14 protein-coding genes are annotated in these 16,057 nt (G+C 67.2%); 6 read left to right on the top strand and 8 right to left on the bottom strand.

Annotated features, from left to right (window positions below; translation table 11 throughout):
• The first annotated feature begins 155 nt into the window (after window positions 1–155).
• From RDU24_RS12600 to RDU24_RS12590, 3 genes are read left to right on the top strand one after another with little or no spacing between them, the layout of a single operon-like run.
• The gene (locus RDU24_RS12600; RefSeq protein ID WP_308736121.1) at window positions 156–1,148 is read left to right on the top strand and encodes a hypothetical protein; all 993 of its coding nucleotides are present in this window, start codon (window positions 156–158) and stop codon (window positions 1,146–1,148) included.
• Between the two features lie 48 nt (window positions 1,149–1,196).
• The gene (locus RDU24_RS12595; protein ID WP_308736120.1) at window positions 1,197–2,159 is read left to right on the top strand and encodes a hypothetical protein; all 963 of its coding nucleotides are present in this window, start codon (window positions 1,197–1,199) and stop codon (window positions 2,157–2,159) included.
• Between the two features lie 52 nt (window positions 2,160–2,211).
• Window positions 2,212–2,469, top strand: coding sequence for a hypothetical protein (locus RDU24_RS12590; protein WP_308736119.1), 258 nt, complete (start codon window positions 2,212–2,214; stop codon window positions 2,467–2,469).
• Window positions 2,470–2,594: 125 nt separating this feature from the next.
• Here the strand turns inward: RDU24_RS12590 and acs are convergent, their stop codons facing one another.
• Both acs and RDU24_RS12580 read right to left on the bottom strand, forming a co-directional pair.
• The gene (gene acs, locus RDU24_RS12585; protein WP_308736118.1) at window positions 2,595–4,535 is read right to left on the bottom strand and encodes an acetate--CoA ligase; all 1,941 of its coding nucleotides are present in this window, start codon (window positions 4,533–4,535) and stop codon (window positions 2,595–2,597) included.
• 164 nt (window positions 4,536–4,699) lie between these two features.
• Complete coding sequence (locus RDU24_RS12580; protein ID WP_308736117.1) at window positions 4,700–5,581, bottom strand: LytR/AlgR family response regulator transcription factor; 882 nt, start codon at window positions 5,579–5,581, stop codon at window positions 4,700–4,702.
• Between the two features lie 153 nt (window positions 5,582–5,734).
• On the opposite strand from RDU24_RS12580, the gene RDU24_RS12575 reads away from it, so the two are divergent.
• The gene (locus RDU24_RS12575; RefSeq protein WP_308736116.1) at window positions 5,735–6,544 is read left to right on the top strand and encodes a metallophosphoesterase family protein; all 810 of its coding nucleotides are present in this window, start codon (window positions 5,735–5,737) and stop codon (window positions 6,542–6,544) included.
• Between the two features lie 7 nt (window positions 6,545–6,551).
• Here RDU24_RS12575 and RDU24_RS12570 read toward each other — a convergent pair whose 3' ends face one another.
• The 4 genes from RDU24_RS12570 to RDU24_RS12555 all read right to left on the bottom strand — a co-directional run bounded on the left by RDU24_RS12570 (window position 6,552) and on the right by RDU24_RS12555 (window position 10,494).
• Window positions 6,552–7,589: a sensor histidine kinase gene (locus RDU24_RS12570; RefSeq protein WP_308736115.1), complete on the bottom strand. Its 1,038-nt coding sequence runs from the start codon at window positions 7,587–7,589 to the stop codon at window positions 6,552–6,554.
• A 124-nt stretch (window positions 7,590–7,713) separates the two neighbouring features.
• Entirely contained in the window at window positions 7,714–8,694 is a 981-nt protein-coding gene (locus RDU24_RS12565) for a Gfo/Idh/MocA family protein (RefSeq protein WP_308736114.1), read from the bottom strand.
• Between the two features lie 25 nt (window positions 8,695–8,719).
• Window positions 8,720–9,778 carry a Gfo/Idh/MocA family protein gene (locus tag RDU24_RS12560; RefSeq protein WP_308736113.1) on the bottom strand — a complete coding sequence of 353 codons (1,059 nt, stop codon included), beginning with the start codon at window positions 9,776–9,778 and terminating at the stop codon, window positions 8,720–8,722.
• 11 nt (window positions 9,779–9,789) lie between these two features.
• Window positions 9,790–10,494 (bottom strand): acylneuraminate cytidylyltransferase family protein, encoded by a 705-nt coding sequence (locus RDU24_RS12555; RefSeq protein ID WP_308736112.1) that lies wholly within the window; start codon window positions 10,492–10,494, stop codon window positions 9,790–9,792.
• A 191-nt stretch (window positions 10,495–10,685) separates the two neighbouring features.
• Between RDU24_RS12555 and RDU24_RS12550 the strand changes: the two genes are divergently transcribed.
• Together RDU24_RS12550 and RDU24_RS12545 are read left to right on the top strand one after the other, a co-directional pair.
• Entirely contained in the window at window positions 10,686–13,370 is a 2,685-nt protein-coding gene (locus tag RDU24_RS12550; RefSeq protein ID WP_308736111.1) for a PEP/pyruvate-binding domain-containing protein, read from the top strand.
• Between the two features lie 226 nt (window positions 13,371–13,596).
• Complete coding sequence (locus RDU24_RS12545) at window positions 13,597–14,043, top strand: glycine zipper domain-containing protein (RefSeq protein ID WP_308736110.1); 447 nt, start codon at window positions 13,597–13,599, stop codon at window positions 14,041–14,043.
• 224 nt (window positions 14,044–14,267) lie between these two features.
• Here RDU24_RS12545 and RDU24_RS12540 read toward each other — a convergent pair whose 3' ends face one another.
• Together RDU24_RS12540 and RDU24_RS12535 are read right to left on the bottom strand one after the other, a co-directional pair.
• Window positions 14,268–14,996, bottom strand: a complete 729-nt coding sequence (locus RDU24_RS12540; protein WP_308736109.1) for a hypothetical protein — start codon at window positions 14,994–14,996, stop codon at window positions 14,268–14,270.
• A 122-nt stretch (window positions 14,997–15,118) separates the two neighbouring features.
• Complete coding sequence (locus RDU24_RS12535) at window positions 15,119–16,048, bottom strand: DsbA family protein (RefSeq protein ID WP_308736108.1); 930 nt, start codon at window positions 16,046–16,048, stop codon at window positions 15,119–15,121.
• Between the last annotated feature and the right edge of the window lie 9 nt (window positions 16,049–16,057).

Genomic DNA, 16,057 nt, shown 5'->3' with positions numbered 1-16,057 from the left:
CTGTTTCAGGTTCCTCCTGAAACAGCCCTTTCGGCTTTGGTGGAAAACCCTGTCAACCGGGAATTTTTGTCCTTTTACCGGCCAAAAGCGGGTGATTTTTGTCCCGGCCCGAAAGCCCATGCTATACTTCATTGCAAATTCAATGGAGGTACTTTATGTTGCAAGATAGCCAAGGCAGACGATTGTGGATCGTTGACGAGCGCGGCGGGCACGCGCCGGTGTTCAGCAGCAAGGACATTCAGACCCAGCCGCGCGGCGGCGGCGAGCCCGACTGGTGGGTGGTGGCCAGGCCCAGGGACTGGACCCCGCCGGAGCCCCGGTCGCTGCTCAGCCTGGGCGCGGCGGCGGAGAACTCCGCAGAGGTCTCGGGCGGCGGCACGGCCAGCGAGACGATAATCGGCGCGGGCGGGAAGCCGCAGCCCTACGGCTGGCACGGGCGCTACACCGGGCCGAGCGGGGGCAGCATCCCCACTGGCGGCGGGCGTGTGCGGCTGTTCGCGGCTGATGAGCCGATGGATGGGGACGATAACGAGCCCGGTTCTGAGGATTCAGCCGCCGAGGATGAGGCTGTCGAGGGCGAGGTGCTCATCGCCGAAGAGGGCGACGACTCCACGCCGACCGTCGAACAGGCCTCATATGAGGAAGGCGGACTCTCCGGCGGCACCGAAGTGCGCGGGCCGGTGGCTCCACCGCAAAAACAACCGGCCGAGGCAACTTGGAAGAACGACAATGGCAGTCCGGTCCCGACACATGAGAAATTGGAGCCGCAGACACGAGAGGCTGTGGAGAAGCTGAGCAAGGACAACCCCCAACTGGGCTCCATCAACGCGAACAGCGGCAAACGGGACAGCGCTCCAGACTCCAAAAACGCGCACGTCCAGGGCCGGGCCGTGGACATCAATGAGGTCAACGGGGCACGAATCAAGGATGTCGTGGGTGGCAATGACCCTGCGGCCAAAGAACGCCTGCGGCAGCAGGCTTCAGAGATCGAAGCCTGGGGAAAGCAGAACAGGGAAGTGGAGATGGTCATTACTCCTTATGGCGGATTCTACCGCTATCCCGGTGGCGATGGAAGAAATATGCGCCCGGCGACATCCGACGAAATCGCAGCGCACTGGAATCACATCCATATCCAGACCAGAAAGTAGCCTGTCGGCCGCCGGGCGTCTGTCCGGCGGCCAACCCAGGAGGTGTTCATGCGTTGTGCCATACTCGCCCTGACCCTGTTTCTCCTGTTGCTGACCACAGCCCTCGCTGCGGAACCCACCTTTTCCTGGGACGGTCTGAGCAAAAGCATTCTCTGCTTCGGCACACACAAAGTCATGGATGACCGGATCACCTCAAACGTGGTGAGCTTCTTTACTGCTCCGGAGCGGGACGCCTCTGGGACCATGCGGATGCGTCTCTACGTCGGCTATGTCCAGGATCCCGAGGCCATGGGCAAGGCCCAGGCCTTCTACAAGGGGCCCCTGGCCGAGAATTGGGGGTCCCCACGCCTGCCGCCGGGCGCCGAGAACATCCGCATGGTGAAGAGACCGCTACGATACTGGATAGACCGCACCAACCGAGGCCCGGACGGTCGGATGCAAATCGCCACGGTGGAGATCGACCTGGAGGCGAAGCCGCCGGTGTTGCGCAGCCTTGTACGCGAGCCGGGCATGCCGCCACGGGAAGTGTTTGAGCCGCTGGAGCCGCAGCCCCTCACCCCTTCCGCGCGCCTGCTCATTCGCAGCTCCCTCACCGCAGTGGCGCAAACAATAGCACTCTCCGTGCGAGAAATCTCCGTTAGAGCGGAGGGCACATACAAACACAGCTCAGAGCTTGTGGTGCCGAACCCCTGGAACCCCGCGTTCTTCGCCATTGCCACGCAGGACGGCAGCCGCTGCGTCATCCAGGCCCTGCCCAAGGCCGGGTTCTGGGGCCTGGAGAAGGTGCTCGCCCTGCCCGCCCCGGACGACATGAATGGAACCTTCCTGGTGGAGATGATGGAGGACTATCTGCCGCCGGACGCACCAAGTCCGCTGCATGAACAGCACCGCCGTGTGCATGTGCGCGTGGGGCTGGACCACATCTCCTCAAAGGTCATTGAGGACGGGTTGCTCTTCGACTTCGAGGAGGGCACCTATTACAAGGCCCCCCGCCGCAAGAAGCAGCCGTAACCGCGCTGAGGGGCAGCGGCTCCATTAAGGCCCCCACGTCTATGGCCGCGCCGTGGGCATCAACGAGGTAAACATGATGCCGGTGGGCTTGGCTACTGCCCCCTCGGCGCCGGTTGAAAAGCGCGAGAAGGTACGGGAACTTCTCCGCAACATGGAGGTATGGACACGTGGCAAGCCTGATGCGGAGATGTTTATCAGCCCCATCGGCGGCTTCCACAGAGACCCAAAGACACGGCAAATACTCCGCGAGGCGACACCGGACGAATTGAAGGCTCACTGGGACCACATTCATATGGCAACTGCGAAGTGACCGGAGCAGGCCTCGGCTTGGCCTCAACGCAACTCATTGCGCCACACGCATGAATACGACAGAAGGCCGGGGCGAGTGAAACTCGATCCCGGCCTTTTGCCTTGCAGGATGCGGTGCTGCCCGCCCTACTCCGTGTCGTCCAACATGGACAGATCGCCCGGCGCCTCGCCCGCCTCCTCGGCCTTGAGCAGGCGGCGCATGATCTTGCCGCTTCTGGTGCGCGGGAGCGTGGTGCGGAACTCGATGCTCTTGATGACCGCCACCGGCCCCAGTTCCTTGCGCATGTGGTGCTTCAGGTCCAGGATCAGGTCGTCTGAGGGCTCCGCGCCCTGGATCAGGATGATGAAGGCCTTGGCGGCCTCGCCCTTGATCTTGTCCGGCACGCCGATGATGGCGGCCTCGGCCACGGCCGGGTGCGAGCGGAAGGCGTTCTCCATCTCCGCGGTGCCCATGCGGTGCCCGGCGATGTTCAAGACGTCGTCGGCGCGGCCCTGGATCCAGAGGAACCCGTCCTCGTCGCGCTTGGCCACGTCGCCCGCCAGGTACTTGCCCGGGAAGCGCGAGAAAGCCTCGCGGTAGCGCTCCTCTCCGCCCGTGTCCGCGCCTGGCGGGGTGTAGAACCCGGTCATCATGGCGGGCCAGGGCTTGGTGATGACGAGCAGCCCCCCCTTGCCCGGAGGCACGGAGTTGCCCTCGCGGTCCACGATGTCCACCTCCACGCCGGGCAGGGGCTTGGTCACGCTGCCGGGCTTGAGGAGCGAGATGGGCAGCGGCGAGATCATGAACATGCCGGTCTCGGTCTGCCACCAGGTGTCGAGCAGCGGGCATTCCCCGCGGCCGATGTGCCGGTAGAACCACAGCCATGTCTCCGGCCCGATGGGCTCGCCCACGCTGCCGAGCAGGCGCAGGGTGGAGAGGTCGTGCTGGCGCGGGTACTGCGGCCCGAAGCGCATGAGCATGCGGATGAGCGTGGGCGCGGTGTAGAAGATGGTCACGCCGTACTTGCTGACGATGTGCCACATTCTGTCGGCCTGGGGATAGTTGGGGTGGCCTTCGTACAAAAGCGTGGTGGTTCCGGCCAGAAGCGGCCCGTAGACCACGGCGCTGTGGCCCGTGACCCAGCCGAGGTCGGCGGTGCACCAGAAGATGTCGGTTGGCTTGATGTCGAAGACGTGGTTCAGCGTGCGGTGCACGCCCACCATGTAGCCGCCGTGGCAGTGCGAGACGATCTTCGGCGCGCCGGTGGTGCCGCTGGTGTGCAGCAAAAACAGCGTGTCGTTCGCCTCCATCACCTCGGTGGGCGACTCGGTCCGCTCGCGGCGCACCAGGTCCTCGTACCAGAAGTCGCGGCCGTCGAGCATGTCCGTGTCGACCTTGGCGCGGTGCACCACGACCATGGAGTCGACGCAGTCGGCGCAGGCGCCCACCAGGGCCTCGTCCACGGTCTGCTTCAGGCGGATGATCTGGCCGTTTCTGTAGAAGCCGTCGGCGGTGATGACGACCTTCGCCTTCACGTCGCGGATGCGCGAGCGCAGGGCCTTGGCCGAGAATCCGGCGAAGACCAGGGAGTGTATGGCGCCGATCTTGGCCGTGGCCAGCATGCCGATGACGGCCTCGGGCAGGGGCGGCATGTAGATGATGACGCGGTCGCCCTTGCCCACGCCCAGGGTGCGCAGGGCGTTGGCGAAGCGGTTCACCTCGCGGTAGAGTTCGTAGTAGGTGTACTTGCGGGAATCGCCGGGCTCGCCTTCCCAGATGAGCGCCAGCTTGTTCTTGTTGGCGGTCTCGATGTGGCGGTCGAGCGCGTTGTAGACGATGTTGCAGCGCGCGCCGGGGAACCAGCGGTAGAAGGGCGCGCCCGACTCGTCGAGGACCTGGTCCCACTTCTTGTACCAGTCCAGCTCGTCGGCGGCCTCTTCCCAATAGCCCTGGGGGTCGTGGGCGGCCTGGCGGCGGAAGGCCTCCAGCTCCTGGGGGTTCACGTTGGCCTCGATGACCAGCTGCGGCAGCGGCCTAAAGACGCGCAGCTCCTGCGCCAGGCTCTCCAGAGTGCCACTGTGTTCCATCTTGTCCTCCTCGGGCGCGGCGCGGGGCCTGTCCCTCGATGCGACCATCGGGTGTCCCCGGCCAGCGTGGCCCCCATTGCCCGCATGTACAGCATGCGGCGCGGCAGGCCCCATTAAATTCGACGTACGGCGGCACAGAGGAGGCGAACGGACGCCTCCCGGCGCTAGAAGCCCAGAACCTGCTTCAGGCTGGCCAGCCTGCGGCGGCTGATGGGCAGCTCGATGCGCGTGCGGCCCGCCGTGCGCAGCATGAAGTTGCTGCCCGGCAAACTCGCAATTTCAGTCACCATGTCCAGGTTGACCAGGTACTTGCGGTGCACGCGGAAGAAGCGGTGCGGGGCCAGGCGCTCCTCCAGGTACTTCAGCCGGTACGAGGTCAGGTATTTCTGGTTGGCCGTGTTGACGTACGAGTAGTCCTCGTAGGCCTCCACAAAGACGATCTGGTTGTAGGGCACCAGGTACATGCGCCCGTCCTGGCTCACCGCCAGCTTCTCGATCTCCGGGGTGCGGTGCTGGTTGGTGTCCCAGGCCTGCTTGAGCGCGGAGAGGAAGTGGTCCTGCTCCTCGTCCTCAAGCGGCAGCGAAACGGTCTCGCCCTCGCCCTCGGCCCAGTTGTCGGCGCTCTGCGGGGCGGCCTCGGACCATTTGTCGGGCATGGGAACTTCGCGGAAGCGCGCCTTGAACTCGGCGAGTTTGGCAAGGGTCTTCTGCAGGCGTTCATCGCCCGCGGGCCAGAGCAGGAAGTCCGTGGCCCCGAGCTCGAAGGCGGCATAGGCCTGGGACTCGGCCGAGGCCAGGAAGATCAGCGCGGGCTTGTTCTTGCGGCCGGCCAGCATCTGGGCCATCTCCAGGCCGGAAACGCCGCCGGGCAGGTCCACGGCCAGGAACAGCGCGCCGTAGGGGATGGCCTCCAGCAGCTCCATGGCCTCGAAGGCGGAGACGGCCTCGCCCAGCACCTGCAAGAAATTCGCGCCCTCCAGCACCCGGCGCAGGTCGCGCCGAACGATGGAATCCGGGTGCAGGAGCAGGGTCTTGAGCTTGGCCATGCGGTTTTGTTCTGTCTCTCTTGTGCTGGGTTCGGTCCGTGCCTGCGCTGGCAGGCCGGAAAATATTCGGAGGCCCTCCGATTCCTTGCCGTAAAAAATGGCGCGGCGCAAGGCCGGGTTGCAAGCATCCTGCGGCTGATGTAGCTTCCTCCAATGGCGGACACAATACCAGCCCAACCACAGGAACTGGCCCAGTCACTGAAGCAGCGGCGCGGCGCGGTCATTTCCGACGTGCACGGCAACCTGGAGGCCCTCCGGTCCGTGCTGGCCGACATCGACACCCAGGGCGTGACCGACGTGCTGAACCTGGGCGACATGGTGGGCTACGGCCCGGAGCCGGAGGCCTGCGTGCGGCTCCTGCGCGAACGCGGCATTCCTTCAGTGCTGGGCAACCACGAGCATGGCCTGGTCGAGGCCCAGGCGCGCGGCTTCTTCAACGCCCAGGCCAAGAAGGCCCTGGACCGCACCCGCCAGCTCTTGTCCGATGACTCGGTGATGCATTTCCGCACCCTGCCGCGCACCCTGGAGGCGTTTGGGGCGCTCTTCGTGCACGGCTGCCCGCCGGGCCTGGTGTCCAAGTACCTCTACGAGCTCGACGACGACGCCCTGCGCGAGACCTTCGGCCTGTACGACCATCCCCTCTGCTTCGCCGGGCACACCCACGACCTTGAGCGCATCAGCTTTTTCCCCGGGCCGCAGCCGGGCGCCGGGCGCATCGAGCGCAAGCACCTCGCAAAGGGCCAGACGACCCTGAGCGGCCGCGCGCGCCACATCGTCAACGTGGGCAGCGTGGGCCAGCCGCGCGACGGCAACAACAAGGCCAAGTATGTGCTTTGGCAGCCGGGAGAGGCAGGCGCGGACACCGAGATCGAGGTGCGCTTCGTGCCGTACGACATCGCGCGCACCGCAGCGCGCATCGTGGAAGTGGGCTTGCCCACGGTCTACGCCGACAGGCTGTGGTGAGGCCGGGCTAAACCGCCTGGAAGCGCACGGAGAAACGGCTGCCCTGGCCAGGCTCGGTCTTGATGTCGAGCACGCCGCCCAGCTGCTGCGCCGCCGCGTTCAGACATTGCAGGCCGAAGGAATGCAGCCCCAGCTCCCTGGGATCGCCGGGCAGTCCGGCCCCGTCGTCGGAGACCTCCAGAAGCGCCTTGTCCCCATCGGGCCGCAGCACCACGCGGATCACCCCCTCCTGGCCGTCCGCAAAGGCGTACTTCAGGGCGTTGGTCATGGCCTCGGCCAAAAAGATGCCGCAGGGCACCAGCCGGGCCGCGTCCAGCTCCACCTTCTCCGTGTTCACGTCCAGACGCAGGCGCCCGTTGGAGCCATGCCCGGCGTTGCCCTCGAACAGGCCGCGCGCCAGCTTCTCCACATACGCCCCGGCCCCTTTGCTGGCCCCCTGGGCCGGCTCGGACATGGTCTCATGCGCCGAGGCCATGGCCAGCACGCGGGCCCCGGCATCGGCCAGGGAGCGCTTGGCCACCGGGTCGGAGACCTGCATCTGCTGCATGCGCAGCATGCCGTGCAACAGCGAGAAGCTGTTCTTGATGCGGTGGTGCGCCTCGCGCAGGCGAAAACCCGCCGCGGGATCGTTGTGGGCGCTCATGGCCAGGGCCACCTCCACCGCCGCGCGGATCTGGGTGTTCTGGCAGGGCTTGAGCAGGTATGCGGAAGGCAGGGCTGTGCGGGCGCGGCGCAGGAACTGCTCCTCGCCGTGGGCCGAGAGCAGCACCACCGGGATGTGCAGCTCGCGCTGGATGACGGCGCAAGCGTCGATTCCGTCCATGCTGTCCGTCTGGCCGGGCTCTGGGGGCATGACGATGTCCATGAGCACCAGGTCGGGACGCAGCATTGTGGCCAGCCGCACGGCCTCCGCCGCGGTTCCGGCGATGCCGACCACCTCGTAGCCCTCGGCGGTGATGAGCTCTTCCACCTGCATGGCGATGACGGATTCGTCCTCGGCCAGCAGAATACGCGGACGCTTGGGGCTGTTGTTGCCTGCCTGCATGATGCTCCTCCGCTCCGGCCCTTGGGGGGGTGCGCCAGAGAAACAATACATATTATAAAATATGCTCTTTCACAACACTTGGCCCGATCTCTGCCCGATACAGCTCCGGCCAGCGAGGCGCGCTCTACGAAAGCGGGCGCACCGGGGCGATGAGCCGTCCGGCCAGGCGCATGGTCAGAAGCGCCCCTCCAAGGTCCAGTGAGGGCGCGGCCAGCGCGCCCGTGCGCACCATGTCCACAAAGGCGCGCTGCTGCCCGCAGAAGCCTGGCTTCACCGCCGCGTCGTCGGCGTCTGGCTCAAGGGTCTCGGAAGTGCCGTCGGCGTAGGTCAGGCGGCAGGTTTCAAGCGGCCGGAACTCCGCCGTGACGCCCTCGCCCTTCAAGACCACGCCCCAGCCGCCGGGGGAATGCCAGTTCCCGGTGAAGGAGCCCAGCACCCCGCCAGGGAAGCGCAGGGCCGCCACGAACTGGTCGCCCAGGGGCTCGTGCAGGCTGGTGGCGAAGGCGCAGACCTCCTCCGGCTCGCCGCCGAAATGGCGCAGCAGGTCGATGGTGTGCGTGGCGTTGGCGAAGACCCAGGCCCGCAGCACCTCGTCCGTGAAGCGGCCCGTGGCCCGGGCCACGTGCATGCGCTCGCTGCCCTCCACGATGACCGACAAGAGCCGCCCGCGCTCCAGCACCTTGGCCAGCCCTTTCTGAAAGATCGAATAATGTCGGCGGTTGAAGCCCACCATGTTGGGCACGTTCTTCTCCGCCGCCGCGCCGGCCACCGACTCGGCCTCCTCCACGCTCAGGCCCACTGGCTTCTCCAGAAACAGCGGCAGGCCGAAGTCCAGGCATTCCAGGGCCAGCGGGGCCATGGCCTGGGGCGAGACCAGCACCATGAGCGCGTCGGGCGCCGCCTGCCGCACCAGTTCCCCGGGGCTGTCGCACACGTGCAAAAGGCCAAACTCCGCGGCCAGGGCTTCGGCCTTGGCGCGCGTGCGCGAGGCGATGCCCACGGCCTCAAGGCCCGGCACGCGGCTCATGGCGGTGAGGTGCTGGCGGGCGATGAGCCCCGCGCCGATGAGGCCCACCTTGACGGGCCGGGAAGTGTCGATGGTCATGCGCAGTCCTTTCCGATGCTGAAGCCTACGTGATTGGGACATCGAGGGCCAGGCCCGCGCCGGTGAGCGGCAGGGCCACGCGCGCGCCGCCCTGTTGCGACGACAGGTGCGCGCCCAGCACCACGTCCACGGACTCGATGCCCGCCCGGACCGTGGAATGCGCGAACGGCCCCACAAGGTCGAGCAGGCAGTCGCGGGTGGCCTGCACGATGTCCAGGGCCGGGCCGTGGTCGATGGCCACGCTCTCGGGCTGCACCAGGCGCGTCTTGGCCACGTGGCGCTGGTCCGGCGGACGGGCGCAGGCGCTGGCGCTGCCCGTGGGCGGCGGGGTGAAGTCGTCGAACTCCGCCGTGCCCTCGGTGCCGATGACCAGGCAGCGCGAGGCGCGGGGCACGTCCTCGGAGAGCTCGAAATCGCCCACGAACCGGTGGCCGTCGGCGCACTCGAAGCCCACGCTGACCTGCCCGCCGGGATCGCAGAACTGCGGGCCGCGCACATTGGGCGCGGGGCAGGCCGTCAATTCGGCGGAGACCCAGACCGGGCGCGCGTCGAACAGCCAGGCCGCGTAGTCGAAATAATGCAGGCCCACGCAGCCCACGCCGCCGCCGCCGATGAGCCCCCAGAAGCGCCTGGGGCGGCCGATGACGAGCTCCCCACCCATGTCGGAGAGGGCCACGGCCTTGCGGAACAGCAGGCAACGCGTGAGGAAGCGGCGGCAGAGGTTCACGGCCAGCCGGGTGCCGGCTTTTTCGCAGGCCTCGGCCATCTCCCGCGCCTTGGCCCCGCTGGTGCTCATGGGCTTTTCGCAGAGCACGAAAGGAATCCTCGCCGCCGCTGCCGCCAGCACGATCTCGTGATGGCTGGGGCCGTTGGTGGCGATGCACAGCACGTCCACGCCGGACAAAAGCCCGCGCCAGTCGGACACGGCCAGGGGCTTGTCCGTGCGGGCCCCTGCCAGCTCCTGCGCCACGGCCAGGTTCATGTCGCAGACGCCCGCCACGCCGATGCCAGCCTCATCCAGGGCCGCGAGGTGCCGCCTGCCCATGCCGCCCAGCCCGATGACCGCGGCCTTCAGGTCCTTCATGCCCCCCCCGCTCATGCGATGCGTCCGGCGCGCTTCAACAGCAGCTCGCAGATATCGAAGTCCAGAAGCTCGTCGATGTCCCAGGAGCGCTCGCGCGGCATGACGTACCCGCGGGTCTCCGGGGTCAGGTAGCTGCGCGTGCGGGCCAGCCAGTCGCACTTGGCCACGTAGACCGCGCCGTTGGGCGCGAAGGTCCGGGGCAGATCCTGGCGGCGGGTGTGGAAGCTGTCCTGGCGAATCACCGGGGTCATGCGCGCGTTCTCGTCCATCTGAAACATGTAGTAGGGGCTCTTGTCCGCCTCGGTGACGCTGATGCAGCAGGGCCAGCCGTTCTCCAGGCAGAGCTCGATGGCGCCGTCGATGTCGGCCTTGGTGCGCAGGGGCGAGGTGGGCTGCATGAGCACCACGTAGTCGTACTGCTCGGGCGCCAGCGCCTCGACGGTGTGCAGCACCGGGTCCACGCCGGGGGTGTCGTCGCGCGCCAGCTCGGCCGGGCGCACAAAGGGCGTGTCGGCCCCGTGGGAACGCGCCACGGCCAGGATGCCCTCGTCGTCGGAGGACACCACGAGCCGGTCCAGGTAGGCCGAGCACCTGGCCTCGCGGATGGTCCAGCCGATGAGCGGCAGGCCGCCCAGGTCGCGGATGTTCTTGCCGGGCACGCCCTTGCTGCCGCCGCGAGCGCTGATGGTGCCCAGAATGCGTTTGCCTTTGTACATCGCTTGTTCCTCCTGACGGCGATTATCCTAGCCTGTTTGTCAAAGCCCCGCAACGACGATCCCCGGCCCAGGCCTTGTTTGCGGCCTCGACGCGTCCCTGGGCCGTGCCCCTTGCGCCCCGAGCACGCCTCGCGTAGCATGAAAGCGTCAAAGCCCCCCGTCGGCACAACCCGAACTCACCGGAGACTGGCATGCTCAAGCTCCTGAACATGCTCCTTGGAACCCGGAAGCCCCGCGCCAGCAGCACAGAAGACGACGCGATCAAGCGCAAGTACGAGTATTTCAAGAGCCTGCTCATCAAGAACAACCGCTCCCTTGAGATCCTGACGGAGCTTGAGCACCTGCTCTACGAGAACAAGCCCTTCACCCTGGACCAGGTGCTGACCCTGTCCGAGGACCTGATCAGCCTGGTCTACGACCTGGCCGAAGACCTGAACGCCCTGTCCCACGGCAAGTATCCCGGCCTGTTCGACGCCACCGAGCGCATCGGCATCACGGTGCTGAAGGACCTGGCGCGGCGCAAGAAGCTCAAGAAGAGCGAGCTGGTGCTGCCCCTGCGCGCGCTCTCGGCCAGCATGGCCGACGAGGTGGGCGGCAAGGCCGCCAACCTGGGCGAGGTGGCCAACCGCGTCGGCCTGCCCACCCCCCAGGGCTTCGCGGTCTCGGCCTACGCCTGCCAGCATTTCCTGCGCGTCACCGGGCTTTCCGAGCGCATCGAGCAGCGCCTGCGCGGCATCGAGGTCAAGGACACCGAGCTGCTGGTGGGCGTGTGCGAGGAGATTCAGGCCCTGATCCTGGCCGCGGAGGTGCCCGAGGACACCCGGCGCGGCATGGCCCGCGAGATGGACGCGCTCAGGGCCCTGTTCGGCCCAGACGTGCGCGTGTCCGTGCGCTCCAGCGCCACCTGCGAGGACTCCGACGCCACCTTCGCCGGACAGCACGCCACGGTGCTGAACGTCCACGCCGAGAACGTGCCGCGCGCCTGGAAGGAGGTCGTGGCCAGCACCTTCAGCCCGCGCGCGGTCTACTACCGCCGCAGCAAGGGCTACTCCGACCAGGACGTCATCATGGCCGTCTTGTGCGTGACCATGGTGGACGCGCGCTCAAGCGGCGTGCTCTACACCCACGACCCCAGCCAGCCGACCTCTGACGACATCCTCGTCAGCGCGGCCTGGGGGCTGGGGGTCAGCGTGGTGGACGGCTCGGGGCATGCGGATTTCGCGAGGCTGCGCCGCAAGGACATGGGGTTCATCACCCGCGACGTGGCCGTGAAGACGCAGCGGCTCGTCCTGAACAGCGCACCGGACGGGCCTGACAAGGGCGCGGACGGCATCATCATGCGGGATGTGCCGCCGGACCAGCAGGCCGAGCCCTGCCTGGACACCGCGCGGCTGCTACAACTGGCCGCCTACGGGCTGAAGCTGGAGGAGCACTACGGCCAAGCCCTGGACATCGAGTGGGCGCAGGACCAGCAGGGCCGCCTGTTCATTCTGCAGGCGCGCCCCCTGGGGGTGGAGCAGAGCCCGTCCGCAGGGGAATGCGCCCTGCCGCAAGAGGGAGACGAGGGCGCCGAGCCCCTGCACGGCCGGGAGGTCATCCTGCGCGGCGGGGCCATGGCCGCAGCGGGCAGCGCCGCCGGGCAGGCCTACATCCTGACGAGCGACCACAACCTCTCCGCCGTGCCCGAGGGCGCCATCCTCGTGGCCCGGCAGACCTCGCCAACCTATGTGCCTGTCATGGACCGCATCCGGGCCATCGTCACCGACGTCGGCAGCGTCACCGGGCACATGGCCAGCGTGGCGCGCGAGTTCGGCCTGCCCACGCTGGTGGGCGCGGAGAACGCCACCCTCAAGATCGAGCAGGGCGAGGAGATCACCGTGGACGCCAGCAACGCCATCGTCTACCGGGGCCTCGTGCCGGAGCTCGTCCGCGAGCGCGCCTGCGTGAACCTCATGCGCGGCAGCCCGGTCTACAAGGCGGCGCAAGAGGCCCTGAAGCGCATGGCCCCGCTGACCCTGCTCGACCCCAAGGCCGAGAACTTCACGCCCGAGGGCTGCACGAGCCTGCACGACGTCATCCGCTTCGCCCATGAGATGAGCATGCGCGAGATGTTCAACATCAGCGACGGCATGGGCGACACCGAAGGCGCGGTCCGGCTGCGCGCGGGCCTGCCGCTGAACATCTTCGTGGTGGACCTGGGCGGCGGGCTCACCCCCACCGCGCCGAAGCATGTGGTGGAGCTGGAGCACATCAAGAGCGCGCCCTTCCAGGCCCTGCTCCACGGCATGACCCACCCGGACATCCGCTGGCTGGGCGGCGTCGGGGTCAGCCTCACCGGCTTCGCCACCATCATGGCCGAGTCCATCCTGAACGACCCCAACGCCGACGGCAGCATGGGCGGCCCCAACTACGCGGTCACAAGCGACCACTACCTGAACTTCAACACGCGCCTGGGCTACCACTTCGCGGTCATCGACAGCTACTGCGGCCCGTCCATCAACGACAACTACGTCATCTTCTCGTTCAAGGGCGGCGCGGCGGACATCGCCCGGCGCTCCAGGCGGGCCAGCCTCATCTCGCAGATATTGAAGCGCCTGGGCTTCAAGATGGAGGTCAAGGGCGACATGGTGCGCGGGGAGATCAAGAAGTACTCCCAGAGCGACCTCAAGCAGAAGCTGGACATGGTGGGCAGGCTGCTCGGGGCCGTGCGCCTGCTCGACATGGTGCTCTCCGACGACGGCCAGATCGGCTGGTACGTGGAGGAGTTCTTCAAGGGCAACTACACCTTCGAGCGCGGCGGGGACGCGGATACCGAGGGCAAGGCGGCAGGAGACACGACAGCTGCGGGCGAGGACGCGGCCTCAAAACAGGCGTGAAGGTACGGACTTTTGCACCCGTTTGAGCAGATATTTGCGCACGTTGCGCCGCGCCGGCCCTGGGCATTGCCCGCCAGGCCGCGCCCAACCTTGCTTTCCGCCCTGGCCCAAACCTTGCTTGTCACCAAAAGGGCTCTGCGCGCGTCTTGACGACAGGCGCGGAAGGCGTATCTTCTCATACTGGAATTCGTTAATCAGCGGGTCTAGGCTCGCAAGGAGGAACCTCATGAAAAAACTCATCTCTTCCCTCATCATCGCCACGTTTCTGCTGGGCTCCGTTGCCGGTTGCGCCGACAAGGCCCAGACCGGGGCCGGAGTCGGCACCCTGGCCGGCGCCACCATCGGCGCGCTGACAGCCAAGAACAAGGGCCTCGGCGCCGTCATCGGCGCGGGCATCGGCGGCCTCATCGGCTACGCCATCGGCAACGAGATGGACAAGACCGACAAGGCCCACATCGGCAAGGCCCTGGAAGAGCAGCCCTCGGGCAAGCCCCTGGCCTGGAAGAACCCGGACACCGGCACCAGCTACGAGGCCACGCCGGGCACCCCCTACATGCAGCAGGACAAGATCTATCGCGACGTGACCATCAAGGCCTACGCTGACGGCCAGGAGCGCGACGTGAGGGCCAAGGCCTACCGCAGCCCGGACGGCACCTGGACCCTGGTCCAGTAGCCGCCACGGCGAAACAGGACGCAAGGCCCGGGGCACACCGCTCCGGGCCTTTTTTCGCCCTGCGGCAGGGTGAAAGGGTGGAAAAGAAAAGGCCGGGCGTGAACCCGGCCTTGTGGTGTTCTGCTTCCTGCGCGTTTGCCCTGGCCTGTTTCGACAGGCGGGCCTTGCTTTCCTGGCGGGCAAGAGCCGATGCCCAGGGGCAAGGGGTCCTTTCGCCAGTGCCTCTAGAAGCGGCCCTCGCCGGTTTTCTGCTCGGTGCCCACGGGCTTGGCGGTGTCCGCCGGACCGGGCTGGACCTGCTGGCGCACCTCGGGAGCCACCGTCGTGGCAGCGGGCTTTTCCTGGCCGGGACGCTTCACGGAATAGCTGCCCAGGTCGTCGCCAGCGGGCGCGGCCGGAGCGGCGGCGGGAGTCTCCGCAGGCGCTGCGGAAGCAGGCGCGGCGCGATGGGCCTTGGCGCCGGAACGACGCACCTCGATGCCCTCGCTACGCACCTTGGTCTCGCCGGAGTAGGACTTGGTCACCAGGCGATCGCCCCTGGCCGCGGCCTCCTTGCGGGAGCGCTTGCCAAGCTTCTTGTCGCCCTTATTGTCGGACTTCTTTTCAGACTTCTTGACGGCCTTCTTGCCGGACTTCTTTTCCGGCTGGGCGGCGACCTCGGCCTTCTTGGCCTTTTTGCCCTTCTTCTCGGCTGCGGCGGCCACCTCGTCCACCTTGGCGGACTTTCTGGCCTTGCGCTCGGGCTTGCTGCCGGGCTTGACCTCGACCCAGCCGCCAGGGGCTTCGGCATTGCTCTTGCCGGCTTTCTTCCTGGCCTTGCGGGCCTTCTTTTCCTTGAGGGCGGCGGCCCGCTCCTCGGGTTTCATCTTGTAGACCTTGGCCTCGGCCTGCCCAGCGGCCAAAAGGCCCAGGGTCAGGACGCACGCCAAAAGTCCAATCAGAATCCTGCTCATGTTCCGCCTCCTTGAGCTGGTCTGAAGCGGCCTGAACCGCTTCGCCAACCCCAGTCTACATGAGGAGCCCCGCCCGCGTCCAGACCCAGAAAGTCACGGCGCAGAGGGGCTCCCGGAAAAGCCTACTTCAGCAGTTCGTTCAGGCGCTCATCGTCGAAACCGACGACGCGGGCCTTGTCCACAAAGATGACCGGGGTGCCGGTGATGTCCATGCTCCCGGCGGCGGCCATGTCCTGGGCCACGCTCTTGGCGTAGCTCGAGCTGCCCAGGGCCGCCACGATGGCCGCGCCGTCCTTGCCCACGGCCTTGAGCTCCGGGAAGCGCGCCAGATACGCGCCCGCCACCTGCGCCCAGGCCTTCTTCAGGCTCGCGGGGCTCCTGTCCGGCATCTTGGGCACGGCCAGCTCGCCGTAGCCGAACCGCACGAACTCGAGCGCCTTGCTCGGGGCGTTGTCCAAGGCCCAGGCCATGAGCGTGCAGGCGATGTCCGCGCCGGGGTGCGAGGCCAGGGGGAAATGCGCCAGCCGGAACTCGGAGTAGCTGTCCTTCTTGCCCATGAGGTAGTTGAAGGCCTGGCGGCAATAGGGGCAGAAGGGATCGGACACGAAGACGACCACGGGCTTGCCCGCCTGGCCCTTGAAGACGACGTGCCCCAGGTCCTTCAGGTCCTCCGCGCGCAGGCGGTCGCGGGCGTCCTTCAGGATGCTCTTGCCCTCGCCCAGGCGGATGACGTCGGAGACATGGAACTGGCCGTCGGCGCTGATGAACAGCAGAAACGGCTGGGGCTGGCCGTCGGCGGGCACCAGGCGGCCCTTCACCGCGTAGATGTCCATGCCGCCGAAGGTGGCGGCCTTTTCGGCCTTGTCCACCTGCACGCTGTCCGGCGTCAGGTCGGGAAAGTTGGGCCGCCCGGCCAGTCCGGCCAGGAAATTCTTCTTGAAGGCTTCGGCGTTGAAGCCGGAGCCCGCGGCCAGGGCCGGGGCCACGGTCGTGGCCAGGACCAGGCCGAAGACAAGCAGGGCCGAAAGGAGAATGGCGGAAACGCGGCGCATGGGCACTCC

The organism is Humidesulfovibrio sp. (genome assembly GCF_031082295.1).
GTDB lineage: Bacteria > Desulfobacterota > Desulfovibrionia > Desulfovibrionales > Desulfovibrionaceae > Humidesulfovibrio.
The sequence above is the reverse complement of the archived record's forward strand: the minus strand, read 5'-3'. Positions and strand labels throughout refer to the sequence as shown.